This is a genomic window from Zoogloea oryzae (assembly GCF_030161255.1).
Taxonomy (GTDB): domain Bacteria; phylum Pseudomonadota; class Gammaproteobacteria; order Burkholderiales; family Rhodocyclaceae; genus Zoogloea; species Zoogloea oryzae.
Genome location: NZ_BSPX01000057.1, coordinates 17723 through 32514, shown reverse-complemented (window position 1 = coordinate 32514; position 14792 = coordinate 17723). Strand labels below are relative to the sequence as shown.

Sequence of the window (14792 nt, the reverse complement as noted above, 5' to 3'; positions counted from 1 at the left end):
TGGCCGCCGATCTGGCCTCGATGAAGGGGGCGGTCCGCCACTTCCTCGACATCTCGGCGACCATGGCGCGGGAATCGAACTTCGACCGCCTGCTGCCCCGGCTGGTGGACGAGACCGTTGCCGTGACCGGCGCCCGGGCCGGCGTGCTCTATCTGGCCGACGACGACGGCGCGACGCTCGAGCTGGCGTCGCTGCGCCGGGCCGGGGACACCAACCTGCCGCGGGACGCCGCGCCGGACGGGGCCGCGATGGCCGGGCTGGTAGGGTCGGCGGCGCGCTCCCGCGTGGGCAGCGTCGATGTGGGCGCCGACGATGTCGGGCGCAGCTGCGTCGGGCTCGCCGAGGCGCTTGAGACCACGCGCCTCGCCTATCTGGCGGTGCCGCTCCTCGCCCGCGACCAGACCCGCATCGGCCTGCTGGTGCTGTGGTTCGACGCCGAGCCCCAGCGGGATCTGGTCAACTTTGTCGAGGCGCTGTCGGGGGCGGCGGCGCTGTCGGTCGAGACGCGTGGCCTGATCCGCGCCCAGAAACGCCTGTTCGAATCCTTCATCCAGATGCTCGCCGGCGCCATCGACGCCAAGAGTCCCTACACCGGCGGCCACTGCGCCCGGGTGCCGGTGCTCACCAAGCTGCTCGCCCGCGCGGCCTGCGACGCCACCGACGGGCCGTTCAAGGATTTCCAGCTCGGCGACGACGACTGGGAGGCGGTGCACATCGCCGCGTGGCTGCACGACTGCGGCAAGGTGGCGACGCCCGAGAGCATCGTCGACAAGGCCACCAAGCTCGAGCTGCGCTACAACCGCATCCACGAGATCCGGATGCGCTTCGAGGTGAAGAAGCGTGACGCCGAGATCACCTGCCTGCAGGCCATCGCCGCTGGCGCCGACTCCGCCGAAGCCCGCGCCGTGCTGGCGCGGGATCACGCCCGGCTCGACGCCGACTTCGCCTTTGTGGCGGCCTGCAACGTGGGCGGCGAGGCGATGGCGGCGACGGACGTGGAGCGTCTGCGTCAGATCGGCGGGCAGCTCTGGCTGCGCACCCTGGACGACCGCCTCGGGCTGTCGGAAGAAGAATGCCGGCGCCACGGCCCCGCCCAGCCGCTGCCGGTGATGGAAACCCTGCTCGCCGACAAGCCGGCGCACCGGGAGGCACGCGGGCCCGATGAGCGCATCGCCCCGGACAATCGCTGGGGGTTCCGCCTCAACGTGCCGGCCCTGCGCCACAACCACGGCGAGCTCGCCAACCTGTCGGTGAGCCGCGGCACGCTGACCGAAGAAGACCGCTACACCATCAACGAGCACATCGTGCAGACCATCCGGATGCTCGACGCGCTACCCTTCCCGCGGCACCTGCGGGCGGTGCCCGAGATCGCCGGCGGCCACCACGAGAAGATGAACGGCACCGGCTACCCGCGCGGCCTCACCGGCGAAGAGATGAGCCCGGTGGCGCGGATGATGGCGATCGCCGACATCTTCGAGGCCCTCACCGCCGCCGACCGGCCCTACAAGAAAGGCAAGACCCTCTCGGAGGCCATCGCCATCATGTCCCGGATGCGCGACGAGGGGCACATCGACCCGGATCTCTTCGCGCTCTTCCTGCGTTCCGGGGTGTTCCGCGAATACGCCGAGGCGCACCTGAGCCCCAGCCACGTGGATGACGTGGATGTGGAGGCGGCCCTTGCCCGGCCGAGCTGAGGCCGCCCGCGGGGCCGCAAAAAACACGGCCCATCACGCCCGGGGAGGGGCGGAACGGGCCGGAAAGCAGGGCGCCCGGACGAGCGGGGGCCCCACGAGGAGCAGTCTGCTTACTGGTCGATCTTGCGGAAGGCGCCGTTGAGGTACACCAGCGCCTGGCCGTCGTTGCGTTCGCGCACCGTCAGCACTTCGCACAGAAAGGCGTGGTGGGTGCTCTCGTCGAACATCTTGATGACCCGGCAATCGAAGCTCGACAGGGTGCCTTCGAGCATCGGCGCGCCGGTAACGGCGGTGCCCCAGCTGCCGTAGCCGAAGCGGGCGTCGCCATGTACGCCTTCGACCATGCCGGCAAAGGCGCGGGCGACTTCTTCCTGGTCGCCGGCCAGCACATTGACGGCGAGGGCGCCGCTTTGCTGGATGATCTCGCTGGCGACCACGTTCTTGTTCACGAACACCACCAGCCGCGGGGGATCGGTGGTGACCGAACACACCGCGGTGGCGGTGAGGCCGGCCCGGCGCTCGCTGTCGGCCGCGCTGATGATCGACACGCCGGCGGCCAGGTGGCGCATGCCGTTGCGTTGCTCGGCGGGCGTGACGGTGGGCAGTTCGGCAAGGCCCGGCGTCTTCACATCCCTGACCGGACTTTGATGGACGACGGCGTTGGTGAGGTCGGTCATGGTTTGTCTCTCTCGTGGTGTGGTGGCTTCATGAAAAAAAGCCCGGTGCGTGGCCGGGCCGCCGGGTGGATCAGGCCTTCACGCCGAAGGGGTTCACCTTGGGCAGCGGGTTGCCCAGCAGGTGGCCGCCGAGCAGGTCGCCGATGTTGTCCTGGTTCTGGGTGATGTGGTTGGCGCCCACCAGCAGGTCGCGCAGCTGACGCTGCAGCGGGCAGTTGAGCCACACGCCGCGGGTGGAGGTCTTCTTGAAGATCATGTGGCCGGCGTCGAAGCATTCGCCACCGGTGAACTGGTTGGTGGCGAAGTGGCGGATGCGGATGTCCAGGGGGACCAGCTTGCCCTTGGAGGCGTAGCTCCAGGCTTCTTCGGTGTTCTGCAGCACGCGGGAGGTGCTGGCAAGGATCTTGGCATAGGCTTCACCGAGCTTGGCCTTGATGAACGGGTCCTGGACCGCGGCGCCGACGGCCTGGTTGATGTTCTGGCGCGGCACCATGTGATCGATGTACAGATCGACCATGCCGCGGGCCATGCCGATGATAACGGACGACACGGCGGCGTAGAAGACGTAGAAGAACGGCATCTTGTAGAGGTTGTTCACGTGGCCGTGGGAGTCGTCGTCGTAGGCGCCGATCACGTGGCTGCGGTATTCGGGCACGAAGACTTCCTTCACCGCCAGCTTCTTGGAGCCGGTGCCGGCAAGGCCGACCACGAACCAGTCGTCGATGATCTCGAAGTCGGCGCGCTGGACCCAGAACGAGCGGAACTCGATCTCGCCCGCGGCGTTGGCCACGCGGCCACCCAGGAAGGCGCCGCCTGCGGCGTGGTCGCAGCCGCTGGAGGTGAGCCATTCGCCGTTGAGCACGTAGCCGCCTTCGACGCGGGTGACGGTGCCGAAGGGCGCGTAGGAGGACGACACCAGGCGCGAGTTGTCCTCACCCCACAGCTCGTCGCCGCACTGGCTGGGCAGCAGGCCCACTTCGAAGGGATGCACGCCCAGCACCATCACGTTCCAGGCGCTGGACGGGCAGCCGCGGGCCAGCTCCATCAGCACCTTGTTGAGGACGTTCGGGTGCATCTCGTAGCCACCCCAGCGCTTGGGCTGGAGGATCTTGAAGAAGCCGGCTTCCTGGAACTTCTGGATGGTCTCGGGGGAGACCATGCGGGCCTTCTCGCAGGCGTCGGCGCGTTCGCGCAGCCAGGGGATCAGCGCTTCGGCGCGGGCAACGATCTCTTCTTCGGACGGGATGAGGGTTTCAACGGCAGCGTTCATGGGTCAAATCTCCTTTGGTATGTCGGGCTTGGCGGCGGGGGCGGGTTCAGGCCTGTTCGGCGCTGACCACGCCGTAGCCGGCGATCCATTCGTTGATGGCGCGGTAGTAATCCTTGCGGGCGGCGTAGGGGCCGGTGGCGGCGAGGGCGGCGAAGGCGGCCACCCAGGTGCGCACTTCGTGGGTCGAGCGGCCGGCAGCCTTCGAGATCTCGTCGATCCGGAAGTCGTCCACCTCGGCGAGGCGGCGGTTCGTCAGCAGGTCGATGAAGGCCAGATCCCATTCTTCGTTGAGGGGCGTCTGGGCGCAGGCTTCGGTGCCGTAGATCTTTCCGGCGGCGATGGTGCGGGCCTGGCGGGCGGCGCGGGCTTCCGGGGTCGGGTTGCGGCCGGCGATCAGGAAGTTGGCGATCTCGTCCGGGGCGCCCGACAGCAGCGGCACGGGCGGCTCGTGGGAGAGGCCGCCGGTGCCGAGGATCAGCACGCGCTTGTTGAGGGTGGCGAGGAACTTGCCGACCGCCTCGCCCAGTTTGCGCACCCGGCGGTAGGGGCCGAAGGGCGGCGCCACCGAGTTGATGATGATGGGGATCGCCGGGTAGCGGGTGAGGCTGCCGGTGAGCTCTTCGAGGGTCTGGGTGCAGCCGTGGTCCACCTGCAGGCGGTGGGAGAGGGCGATGTCCACGTCCTGGTCGAGGATGAACTTGGTCATCTCGAGGGCCAGATCCCTGGGGATGGACAGGGGGCCGGGGAGGGTCTGGTAGTCGGCGACGGATTCGGCCGCGGTGGCGATCACGAACGGCGGCATCAGGTCGTAGAACAGGCCGTTGTAATGGTCCGGCGCGAAGATCACGATCAGCTCGGGATCGAAGGCTTCAACCTCGGCGCGGGCCTGGGCCAGAACGGTGTCGACCTCGCGGACGACGTCGGCGCCCGGGTCGTTCAGCCCGCGCAGCGGGGTGTGCGACAGGCATTTGAGTTTGATGGACATGCGTGCTCCTCAGCGTGTGGACCGGGCCGTGCGGCGCCGACAGGCGAGGGCGGAGAAGGCGGGCCGGGTTGCGGCCTGCGCTTGCCTTGGGGCTGTCTCCACCCTGCGTCTCTTTTTGTTGGTGAGGCGATTCTAGGGGGGTGGTCCACAGCCACAAAAAGCAAATGCAAAAGTGTGCACAATATGCACAACGTTGTTTTTGCTGGATTTTGTCGTGGGGTGTGGTCGACGCCCGGAGCGGGCTGGCCGGGTCGCCGCCCGGCGTGGATCAAGGCGTGGCGGGTCTCGGGCGACGTTTTGCGGGCTGCGGCTGCAGCAGGGCGAGGTCAACGAAAAACGCCGTCGCCCGGAGCCGGGGGACGGCGTCTTACGCTGGGGCGGGCGTGGCCCGCGGGGCTCAGCCTCCGAGCGCGAGGGCGGCCAGCCAGCCGCCGGCAACCACGCCGGCCGGGAACAGCAGGCGCAGGCGCACCGGCAGGGGGCGGCTTTCGATGCCCCGGTAGAACAGCTCGCCGCCGACGATGCTGATGCCCAGCGCCACCAGCATGCCGATGGCGTTGACCATCGGGTGGGTGGGGAACAGGGTGATGAAGGTGGCGTTCACCAGCAGGCACAGGGGGAAGTGCACCAGGAACACCGAGTACGAGATGCGCGCCAGACGGCTGACCGCGGCGGGCACCGGCATGGTGTAGAGGAAGCCGCTACGGCCGGCGAGGCCCAGGAACAGCATCACCGTGGTGGCCACCGCGATGCGTGGACGGAAATCCACCGCCAGGGCGGTGACCGCCACCACCGTCAGCGCGGCCAGCCACAGGCCCGAGCGGGGCTGGCGGATGGCCCAGCCGGCGAGGATGCCGATGCCGAAGCTGCCGAAGAAGTAGAACGCGGTTTCGTCCCAGAAGGCGTCGCGGTTGAAGCCGAACAGCGCGGCGAGGGTCATCGCGGCGACGAGGGCCGGGGCCAGCGGGCGCAGGGCGGCAACGCGGCCGGGCAGCCACAGGAGCAGCACCGCCAGGGCGAACAGCTGGAAGTCGATGGCCACGTACCACACGCCCGCCGACAGGGCTTCCTGGTCGAGGAGGTCGTGGAGCAGCAGCACGTGGGCGAGGAGCTGGCCCAGATCGGGCACGTCGGAGATCGAGCGGTGCTCCATCCATACGCCGGCCAGGGCCGAACAGGCGATGGCCAGCAGCAGGGCGCCGGAATAGGGCACGACGAGGCGGGTGTAGCGCTGGATCAGCAGGTTGAGCGGTGCGCCGGACAGGGCCACGGGGCCGAACTTGCCGGCGAACAGGAAGCCGGATACCACCAGGAAGACCTGCACGGCCATCCGGGCGTATTCGTCGAGGAAGCCGATGACGCCGGGCATCAGCGGCTTGGCGACGTCGGCCATGGGGCCGTAGAAGGCGAGGTGGTGCAGGACGATCAGCACGCAGGCGATGGCCTTGAGGGCATCGATGGCGGGCAGTCTTGAGGCGTCAGGGCGCATGATGGTCGCGCGTTCTCCGTGGGCGGGAATCGGGCGCTCGACGGGAGGCGGGTGGCCGCTGGGTTGATTTGCTGCAGCGCAGCAGTCGAGCGAAGCGGGCGATTATACGCGCGAGGCATCCGGACGGACATGAAATCGGTCCGGAGAAGTATTTGAAAATGTTATGGATCGTGCCCGAAGTGAGTCGTGAACGGCAGCGCGCCGGCCGCGAGCCCTGGGGCCCGGGGCCGGCGCGCTGCCGGTTTCGGTGAGGCCGGAGCCGCTCAGTAGCGGTTCTGGATTTCCTCGATGTAGCCGAGCATGCCGGTGCGGATGTTGGCGGCGTTGCCTTCGTCGGTGTCGATGTGCATCGCCAGGCGGTAGGCCGGATTCACCCGCACCACCACGTCGCCGAAGATCAGCTCGCGCTCGCCTTCGACGCGCACCCGTACCACGTACTTGTCGCGCACCCGGAAGCGCAGGGCGTCTTCGGGCGACATGTGGATGTGGCGCTGGGCGCAGATCACGCCGCGCTCGATGGTGGTGCTGCCGAACGGGCCTTCGAGGGTGATGCCCGGGGTGTTGGCGAGGTCGCCCGATTCGCGGATCGGCGGCTGGATGCCGACCTTGAACTGCTCGGTCATGGCGATCTCGACCTGGGTTTCCTTGCGGGTCGGGCCGAGGACGCGGACGTTGGCGATGCGGCCCTTGGGGCCGACGAGGTGCACCTTCTCGGCGCAGGCAAACTGGCCCGGCTGGGAGAGCTCGTGCTCCGGGGTGAGCTGGTGGCCGGGGCCGAACAGCTTGTCCACGTCGGCTTGCGAAAGGTGCACGTGGTGGGCGGAGATCTCGATGGGGATCGGCGCTTCGGCCTGATCTTCGCGCATGGCCACCGACAGCGCGTTGCGCTCGATGGCGCGCAGGGCTTCCCAGGCCACCAGGCGTTCGTCGTCGTTGGTGATGACGAGGATGGTGACCGGCGAATCGTCGGCGGAGATGATGGCGTAGTCGCCCACCCGGTCGAGGTTGCGGTTCTTCTCCTCGTCGAGGCGGATGCCCATGTAGCCGAGGCCCTGGCAGGCCAGGCTGCGCACCGCGGCGCTGGTCTCGCCCACGTCGCCGGTGAAGGCCAGCACGTCGATGCCGCCCATCGCCGCCACGTAGGCGCCGATGTTCTTGCGCACCTGGTAGCAGAAGGCCTTGTGGGCCAGCAGGGCGCGGTGGTGGCCGTCGTTGGCGGCGGCTTCGATGTCGTGGATGTCGCTGGAGATGCCCGAGATGCCCTTCAGGCCGCTGTTGGTGTTGATCATCGTCGACAGGTCGTCGGCGGAGAGCTTGTTGTGCTCCATCAGGTGGATCATCACCGCAGGATCGATGCTGCCGGAGCGGCTGGGCATGATGAGGCCGTCGGTCGGCGTCATGCCCATGGTGGTATCCACCGAGCGGCCGTGGTCGATGGCGCACAGGGAGGCGCCGATGCCCAGGTGGCAGGAGACGATCTCCAGCTCACCCAGCGGGCGGTTCAGCACCTCGGCGGCCTTCAGCGACACGTAGCGGTGCGAACTGCCGTGGAAGCCGTAGCGGCGGATGCCCTGCTGCTTGTAGAGCTCGTAGGGCAGGCCGTAGAGGTAGGCGTAAGGCGGCAGGGTTTGATGGAAGGCGGTGTCGAACACGGCCACGTGGGGCACGCCGGGCAGCTGGCGCATGGCCTCGCGGATGCCTTCCACATTTACCGGGTTGTGCAGCGGGGCGAACACCGACAGGGCCTCGATGTCGGCGATGACCGCCGGGGTGATCACCACCGAGCTCGCGAACTTGCTGCCGCCATGCACCACCCGGTGGCCAACGGCGGTGACGTCGTGGGGATGGAAGGCGAAGGCGTCGCCGAGCAGGCGGGTGGATTCCTCGATCACCCGGAACAGGTCGGTGAGCGGGAAGGGCGAGCGCTCGGCGGACCGGACCTGGGTGCCCACGAACACGCGGACGCGCGAGATGGCCGGATCGGCGTTGTCGATGATGCCGTGGACGTCGGAGCCCAGATCGTGGGTGTCGTAGATGCCGAAGTGGATCTGGCTGATGCCCACGTTGAGGGCCAGCACCTTGCCCGGGGAATCGGTGTGCAGCGACAGGGAGTACGGGTCGTCGGCCTTGGCGGGCTGGCCCGGCTGGCTGTTGAGCATGTCGGTGGACAGGGTGCGCACCCGGTCGAGGAGCTTGTGCGACAGGTAGGCGACGGCTTTGGGATTGGTGAGGATGTGCAGGTTGAACACATCCTGCGGAATCAGCAGCACGAAGCAGCGGTTGCCGGCGATCACGTCGGCGGCGATGCGGTCGCCGGTGAGGGTGGACATCACGCCGAACACGTCGCCCGGGCCGAGCTGGCTGATGACGGTGCGGGTGCCGGTGTTGTCGGTGACGGAGATCTCGGCGTGGCCGGTGATGACGATGCCGATGTTGCGGGCCTCGTCGCCCGTCTCGAGCATCGCCTCGTTGCCTTCGTAGGTGGTCAGGCGAGACTGGCCGACGATGGTCTCGACCTTGTCGGCAGGGAAGCTGGCGAACAGGGGAACCTGTTCGAGGAAGAATTTCTTGAGGTCAACTTCGCTCATGATGATTCTCGCGGTGCGCGGGTGTTGATTCAGATCGGGAAAGCGTAGCACTTTTGCTGCAGTGCATCACTGCGTAGCTTCCCTTATACGCCTCCAGCGAGACATTTGTGCGTGAAGTAACGCCCGGGCGGGCCACGGCGGCCCCGTCAACCCGCCTGGGGCGGGGGCGGCGGATGGTCGGCGAACTGGGCCTCGATGCGCGCGACGGCCTTCTGCAGGGCCGGCAGGTAGCGGCTGATGGCTTCCTTCAGGCTCACTGCTTTGTTGAGATAGACGATGTTGATCGAGCCCACTGGCCGGCCGGCGTGCATCACCGGCTGGGCGATGGCGCCGATCTTGCGGTGGGAGGTCCATTCGCCGTCGTTGCTGGCGTAGCCGGCGTCACGGGTGCGGGCGATGATGTTGGCCACGAAGCGGTCGTCGGCGGCGAGCCGGGCCTGGTCGTCGTTGCCGCCCCGGGCGATGTGCAGGATCTGCTCGCGCTGCTCGTCGGGGCAATAGGCCAGAAAGGCCCGGCCAGCGGCGGTGAGGAGGGTCGGCATGGTCTGCCCGACCATCGCCCGGTGGAAGGAGAGGGGGCTGAAGCGGTGGGTGGATTCGCGGATGATCATCTCGGCGCCCTGGGGCGTGGCCAGATCTGAAGGCCACACTACGGTCTGGAGCAGTTCGCCCAGCGCCGGGGCGGCGATGGAGGCGATCCAGTCCTCGTCGCGGAAGCCTTCGGAGAGCGAGCGCACATGCAGCGCCAGCACGTAGCGGTCGTCGGAGCGGCTGCGCCGCACGTAGCCTTCGGCGATCAGGGTTTCGAGCAGTCGGCGCACCGTGGTGCGATGCAGGCCGGTGGCTTCGGAGAGCTGGGCGAGGGTCGATCGGCCGCCTTCCTGGGTGTTCAGGGCCTTCAGCAGATCAAGCCCGCGGGTGAGGCCGCGAACCACGGCGTATTCGGCACCGCCATCCTTGCGCATCGTCGAAAGCTCCTGTCAAAACAATATTGTGCAACAAGTGGACGTTTTGTTTTGATTGTTTGAGCCAATAAACCGGCTTCCTATAATCAATCGCGCTGATCAAGGCATAAAAGAAGATAAGACCATTCTGTCGCCTACGCCGCGCAGTCTGGCAACGCACATCACAAGAACCGAAGCGCCACTTCTCGAGGAGACAATAATGACCAAACTCAAAAACCTGTTCGCGCTGACCGTCGGCGCCCTGGCCGCCATGCCTGCCCTGGCCGACATCAACGTGGGCGTCGTCGCCTCGATGACCGGCCCGGCCGCCGCCCTCGGCGCCGAAACCCGCAAGGCGGTGTCGATGTTCCCGACCACCGTCGGCGGCGAGAAGATCAACTTCATCCTGCTCGACGACACCACCGACCCCACCGCCGCCGTCAAGAACGTGCGCAAGCTGATCAGCGAAGACAAGGTGGACGCCATCCTCGGCCCCAACCTCATCAGCACCGCCACCGCCATGGCCGACGTGGCCAACACCGAGAAGGTGCCGATGATCTCCGTCGCCCCGCTGGATGTCTCCGGCGACAAGCGCGGCTTCGTGTTCCGTTCCGAGCCCTCCGCCGACCTGATGGTCCAGCGCGTGGTAAGCGACATGGTCGCCAACGGCGTGAAGACCGTCGGCTTCATCGGCTTCTCGGATTCGTGGGGCGAGCTCCTCCACAAGGCGCTCACCAAGGCCGCCGACAGCAAGATCAACATCGTCGCTTCCGAGCGCTACGGCCGCGCCGACCCGAGCGTGCAGGCCCAGGTGCTGAAGATCATCAGCGCCAAGCCCGACGCGGTGTTCGTCGGTGCCTCCGGCACGCCCGCCGCGATGCCCCAGATCACCCTGCGCGAGCGTGGCTTCAAGGGCCGCATCTACCAATCCCACGGCGTGACCAGCAAGGAGTTCCTGCGCGTGGGCGGCAAGGCCGTCGAAGGCGCGCTGATCCCGGTGGGCCCGGTGCTGGTGGCCGAGCAGCTGCCCGACACCCACCCGACCAAGAAGAACGGCGTGGCCTTCGTGCAGGCCCTGGAGGCCAAGTACGGGCCGGATTCCCGCTCCACCTTCGCCGGCGCCAGCTGGGATGCCTGGCTGCTGCTCCAGAACGCCCTCGGCAACGCCCTGAAGGGCAAGGCCAAGCCGGGCACGCCGGAGTTCCGCGCCGCCGTGCGCGAGAACATCGAGAAGAACAAGCTGGTCGGCACCAACGGCGTGTACAGCATGTCCGCCACCGACCACGCCGGTTACGACCCCAGCGCCATCGTGCTGATCAAGGTCGAGAACAACCACTGGAAGCTGGTCAAGTAAGAACCCGCGCCTGACCTCCGGGCCGGCGGACCCTGTCCGCCCCCGCGCCCGGAGGCGTCATTCCCTCCGATTCCCACCCGTCGTACCGCCGCGCAGGCTTGCGCTGCGTCAGGAGTCCGTTCATGGATGCCGAAATCATTGCGATGCTCGGTCAGGACGGCGTCACCAACGGTGCCATCTACGCCCTTCTGGCGTTGGCGCTGGTGCTGGTGTTCGCCGTCACCCGGGTCATCTTCATTCCCCAGGGCGAGCTGCTGGCCTGGGGCGCGCTCACCATGGCTGCGCTGGAAGCCGGTACTTTCCCCGGCACCGTCTGGCTGCTGGTCGGCTGTGGCGTGCTCACGCTGGCGGTCGATGCGTTCTCGACCACCGGCTGGCGCACCATCGGGCGCTCTGCCCTGTGGAACCTGGTCTATCCCCTCGCCGTCGCGGCGATCCTGTGGCTGGTGCCGCTGGCGTCGCTGCCCACCTGGCTGCGGGTGATTTTGACCCTCGCCATCGTCGTGCCCTTGGGCCCGATGCTCTACCGGGTGGCCTTCCAGCCGGTGGCCGAGGCGCCGGTGCTGGTGCTGCTGATCATCTCGGTGGCGGTGCATCTGGCGATGGTCGGCCTGGGCCTCCTGGTGTTCGGGCCGGAAGGCTCGCGCACCACGCCCTTCAGCGAAGCCCAGATCGAGCTCGGCACGCTGGTGGTGGGCGGCCACACGATCTTCGTGATCGTCGCCTCGCTGGTGCTGATCGTCGGGCTGTACCTGTTCTTTGACCGCAGCCTTTACGGCAAGGCCCTGCGCGCCACCGCCATCAACCGCAATGGCGCGCGCCTGATGGGCATCTCGCCGGCGCTGGCCGGGCGGCTCACCTTCCTGCTGGCGGCCGTCATCGGCGTGCTGTCCGGCGTGCTGGTCGCGCCGCTCACCACCATCTACTACGACAGCGGCTTCCTGATCGGCCTCAAGGGCTTCGTCGCGGCCATCATCGGCGGCCTCGCCAGCTACCCGCTCGCAGCGGGCGGCGCGATCCTCGTAGGCCTGCTGGAATCCTTCTCGTCCTTCTGGGCGAGCGCCTTCAAGGACGTGATCGTGTTCACCCTGATCATCCCGGTCCTGATCTGGCGCTCCCTCACTTCCCACCACGTGGAGGAAGAAGAATGAACTCGCCTGCCCAAACCCAGGTGCTGCCCGCCGGTGCCTCGCGCATCGGCCCGCGCAGCGTGCTGGCTGCCTTCCTGGTGCTGCTTGCCGCGGCCCCGCTGGTGCTGCCGGATTTCTACGTCACCCTGCTCAACTACATCGGTCTGTCGGCGATGGTGGCCCTCGGCCTGGTGCTGCTGACTGGCGTCGGCGGCCTCACCAGCTTCGGCCAGGCGGCCTTCGTGGGCCTTGGCGCCTACACCAGCGCGTGGCTCACCACGTCCCAGGAGCTGCCCGGCTGGCTGGCTTTTGCCGGCACCTCGCCGTGGCTGTCGCTCATCGCCGGGCTGGTGCTCACCGCGCTGGTGGCGATCATCCTCGGCTCGGTGACGCTCAAGCTCTCCGGCCACTTCCTGCCCCTGGGCACGATGGCCTGGGGCATCAGCCTGTACTTCCTGTTCGGCAACATGGAGTTCCTCGGCGGCCACGGCGGCATGTCGGGCATTCCGCCGGTCAGCCTGTTCGGTTTCGAGCTCCTCGACAACCGGCATTACTACTATCTGGTGTGGATCTTTTTGCTGGTCGCCCTCTTTACCACCCACAACCTGCTGGATTCCCGCGAGGGGCGGGCGATCCGGGCGCTGAAGGGCGGCATGGTGATGGCCGAGGCGATGGGCGTGGATACGTCCCGGGCGCGGATGGTGATCTTCGTGCTCGCCGCGCTGCAGGCCTGTACCGCCGGCTGGCTCTACGCCCACATGCAGCGCTTTGTTAACCCGACGCCCTTCGGCCTGCACATCGGCATCGAATACCTGTTCATGGCCGTCGTGGGCGGCGCGGGGCAGGTGTGGGGCGCCATCGTCGGCGCGGGCGTCATCACCGTGCTCAAGCAGTGGCTGCAGGACATCCTGCCCAAGGTGTTCGGCAGCGCCGGCAACTTCGAGGTGATCGTGTTTGGCGTGATGATGGTGATCGTGCTGCAGCGCGCCCGCGACGGCCTGTGGCCGCTGATCGCCGGCCTGGTGCCGGTGCGCGCCGCGCCCAAGACCATCGATCGCGCCGCGCTGGATCTGCCGAAGAAGCCCCAGCCGCCCATGGGCGAGACGATCCTCGAAGCGAAGAACGTCACCCGCAAGTTTGGCGGCCTCGTCGCCAACAACAACATGAGCCTGCACGTGAAGGCCGGGGAGATCCTCGCGCTCATCGGCCCCAACGGCGCCGGCAAGAGCACCATGTTCAACCAGCTCTCCGGCGTGGATACGCCCACGTCTGGCGAGGTGCTGTTCCGCGGCAAGTCGGTGGCCGGCCACAGCTCGCGGGAGATCGCCGCGCTGGGCATGAGCCGCACCTTCCAGCACGTGCGTCTGCTGCCCAAGATGACCGTGCTCGAAAACGTCGCCATCGGCGCCCACCGGCGCGGCAGCAAGGGCGTCGTGCCCGCCGCGTGGCGCCTGGAGCGGGACGAGGAAGCGCGGCTCCTGAAGGAAGCCGCGATCCAGGTGGAACGCGTCGGCCTCAAGGATTTCATGTACGAGGAAGCCGGCAGCCTGGCCCTCGGCCAGCAGCGCATCCTCGAGATCGCCCGCGCCCTGTGTTCCGACCCGTGCCTGCTGCTGCTCGACGAACCCGCCGCCGGCCTGCGTCTGAAGGAGAAGCAGGCCCTGGCCGACCTGCTGCGCCGTCTCAAGTCCGAAGGCATGGCGGTGCTCATCGTCGAGCACGACATGGACTTCGTGATGAGCCTGGTCGATCGGGTGGTGGTGATGGAGTTCGGCGAGAAGATCGCCGAGGGCCTGCCGGAGGATGTGCAGAAGGATCCGGCCGTGCTTGAAGCCTACTTGGGAGGCGTGTGAGATGAGCACGAACGTACTCGAGGTGAAGAACCTCTCCGTCGCCTACGGCAAGGTCGAGGCGGTGAGCAATGTGAACCTCAGCGTTGGTGAAGGCAAGATCGTCACCGTGATTGGCCCCAACGGCGCCGGCAAGACGACCACCCTGTCAGCGATCATGGGCCTGCTGCCGTCCAGGGGCGAGGTGGCCTTCGATGGCAGCATCGAGCAGGTGCCGGAAGTCGAGCGCATGGTGGTGCGAGGGATGAACCTCGTGCCCGAGAAGCGCGAGCTGTTCGGCTCCATGAGCATCGAGGACAACCTGCTGCTGGGCGCCTTCCAGCGCCACCGCAGTGGCCACCGGGATCACCAGCAGACGATGGAAGAGGTGTACGCGCTCTTCCCGCGGCTGAAGGAACGTCGCACCCAGGCGGCCGGCACCATGTCGGGCGGCGAGCGCCAGATGCTGGCGGTGGGCCGCGCGCTGATGGCCAAGCCCAAGCTGCTGATGCTCGACGAGCCGAGCCTGGGCCTTGCGCCGCTGATCGTCCGCGAGATCTTCCGCATCATCACCGAGCTGCGCCGCCGCGGGGTGTCGATCCTGCTGGTCGAGCAGAACGCCCGCGCCGCGCTGCAGGTGGCCGACTACGCCTACGTGCTGGAGAACGGCGGCATCAAGATGCACGGCGACGCCCAGTCCCTGCGCGACGACCCCCGCGTCATCGAGAGCTATCTGGGCCTCGGCAGCAAGCACCAGGCCATGCTGGCCACGTAAGCAACCGGGGGCGACGCGGCCGGTTGCGGTGCCGCCCCGTTTCAGGAGAACCCTTCC

Annotated in this window: 11 protein-coding genes; 5 read left to right on the top strand and 6 right to left on the bottom strand. The window is 67.7% G+C overall.

What is annotated here, in order from left to right; translation table 11 throughout:
- Positions 1 to 1694: HD-GYP domain-containing protein (locus QQK25_RS16445; RefSeq protein ID WP_284188902.1), on the top strand; the 1694-nt coding region annotated here is incomplete at its 5' end.
- A gap of 110 nt (positions 1695 to 1804) precedes the next feature.
- Here the strand turns inward: QQK25_RS16445 and QQK25_RS16440 are convergent.
- From QQK25_RS16440 to QQK25_RS16415, 6 genes are all read right to left on the bottom strand, one after another.
- Positions 1805 to 2371: a flavin reductase family protein gene (locus tag QQK25_RS16440; protein WP_284188901.1), complete on the bottom strand. Its 567-nt coding sequence runs from the start codon at positions 2369 to 2371 to the stop codon at positions 1805 to 1807.
- A gap of 70 nt (positions 2372 to 2441) precedes the next feature.
- On the bottom strand, positions 2442 to 3641 hold the full coding sequence (locus QQK25_RS16435) for an acyl-CoA dehydrogenase family protein (RefSeq protein WP_284188900.1): 1200 nt from the start codon (positions 3639 to 3641) through the stop codon (positions 2442 to 2444).
- Positions 3642 to 3687: 46 nt separating this feature from the next.
- Positions 3688 to 4626, bottom strand: coding sequence for a 3-carboxyethylcatechol 2,3-dioxygenase (locus QQK25_RS16430; protein ID WP_284188899.1), 939 nt, complete (start codon positions 4624 to 4626; stop codon positions 3688 to 3690).
- Positions 4627 to 5023: 397 nt separating this feature from the next.
- The gene (locus tag QQK25_RS16425; protein ID WP_284188898.1) at positions 5024 to 6115 is read right to left on the bottom strand and encodes an acyltransferase family protein; all 1092 of its coding nucleotides are present in this window, start codon (positions 6113 to 6115) and stop codon (positions 5024 to 5026) included.
- Between the two features lie 263 nt (positions 6116 to 6378).
- Entirely contained in the window at positions 6379 to 8703 is a 2325-nt protein-coding gene (locus tag QQK25_RS16420) for an acetate/propionate family kinase (protein ID WP_284188897.1), read from the bottom strand.
- Positions 8704 to 8849: 146 nt separating this feature from the next.
- Positions 8850 to 9668 (bottom strand): DNA-binding transcriptional regulator, encoded by an 819-nt coding sequence (locus QQK25_RS16415; RefSeq protein WP_284188896.1) that lies wholly within the window; start codon positions 9666 to 9668, stop codon positions 8850 to 8852.
- A 199-nt stretch (positions 9669 to 9867) separates the two neighbouring features.
- On the opposite strand from QQK25_RS16415, the gene QQK25_RS16410 reads away from it, so the two are divergent.
- The 4 genes from QQK25_RS16410 (at position 9868) to QQK25_RS16395 (ending at position 14735) form a co-directional block, all read left to right on the top strand.
- Positions 9868 to 11001, top strand: a complete 1134-nt coding sequence (locus QQK25_RS16410) for an ABC transporter substrate-binding protein (protein ID WP_284188895.1) — start codon at positions 9868 to 9870, stop codon at positions 10999 to 11001.
- Positions 11002 to 11123: 122 nt separating this feature from the next.
- On the top strand, positions 11124 to 12152 hold the full coding sequence (locus QQK25_RS16405) for a branched-chain amino acid ABC transporter permease (protein ID WP_284188894.1): 1029 nt from the start codon (positions 11124 to 11126) through the stop codon (positions 12150 to 12152).
- On the top strand, positions 12149 to 13984 hold the full coding sequence (locus QQK25_RS16400; RefSeq protein ID WP_284188893.1) for a branched-chain amino acid ABC transporter ATP-binding protein/permease: 1836 nt from the start codon (positions 12149 to 12151) through the stop codon (positions 13982 to 13984). Before QQK25_RS16405 ends, QQK25_RS16400 begins: the two co-directional genes overlap by 4 nt.
- Position 13985: 1 nt before the next feature.
- Entirely contained in the window at positions 13986 to 14735 is a 750-nt protein-coding gene (locus QQK25_RS16395) for an ABC transporter ATP-binding protein (protein WP_284188892.1), read from the top strand.
- Positions 14736 to 14792: the final 57 nt, after the last annotated feature.

Coding starts and splice junctions, on each gene's coding strand:
- QQK25_RS16415 (WP_284188896.1), bottom strand. CDS start 9,668: ATGCGCAAGGATGGCGGTGCCGAATACGCCGTGGTTCGCGGCCTCACC.
- QQK25_RS16395 (WP_284188892.1), top strand. CDS start 13,986: ATGAGCACGAACGTACTCGAGGTGAAGAACCTCTCCGTCGCCTACGGC.
- QQK25_RS16435 (WP_284188900.1), bottom strand. CDS start 3,641: ATGAACGCTGCCGTTGAAACCCTCATCCCGTCCGAAGAAGAGATCGTT.
- QQK25_RS16400 (WP_284188893.1), top strand. CDS start 12,149: ATGAACTCGCCTGCCCAAACCCAGGTGCTGCCCGCCGGTGCCTCGCGC.
- QQK25_RS16410 (WP_284188895.1), top strand. CDS start 9,868: ATGACCAAACTCAAAAACCTGTTCGCGCTGACCGTCGGCGCCCTGGCC.
- QQK25_RS16430 (WP_284188899.1), bottom strand. CDS start 4,626: ATGTCCATCAAACTCAAATGCCTGTCGCACACCCCGCTGCGCGGGCTG.
- QQK25_RS16440 (WP_284188901.1), bottom strand. CDS start 2,371: ATGACCGACCTCACCAACGCCGTCGTCCATCAAAGTCCGGTCAGGGAT.
- QQK25_RS16420 (WP_284188897.1), bottom strand. CDS start 8,703: ATGAGCGAAGTTGACCTCAAGAAATTCTTCCTCGAACAGGTTCCCCTG.
- QQK25_RS16405 (WP_284188894.1), top strand. CDS start 11,124: ATGGATGCCGAAATCATTGCGATGCTCGGTCAGGACGGCGTCACCAAC.
- QQK25_RS16425 (WP_284188898.1), bottom strand. CDS start 6,115: ATGCGCCCTGACGCCTCAAGACTGCCCGCCATCGATGCCCTCAAGGCC.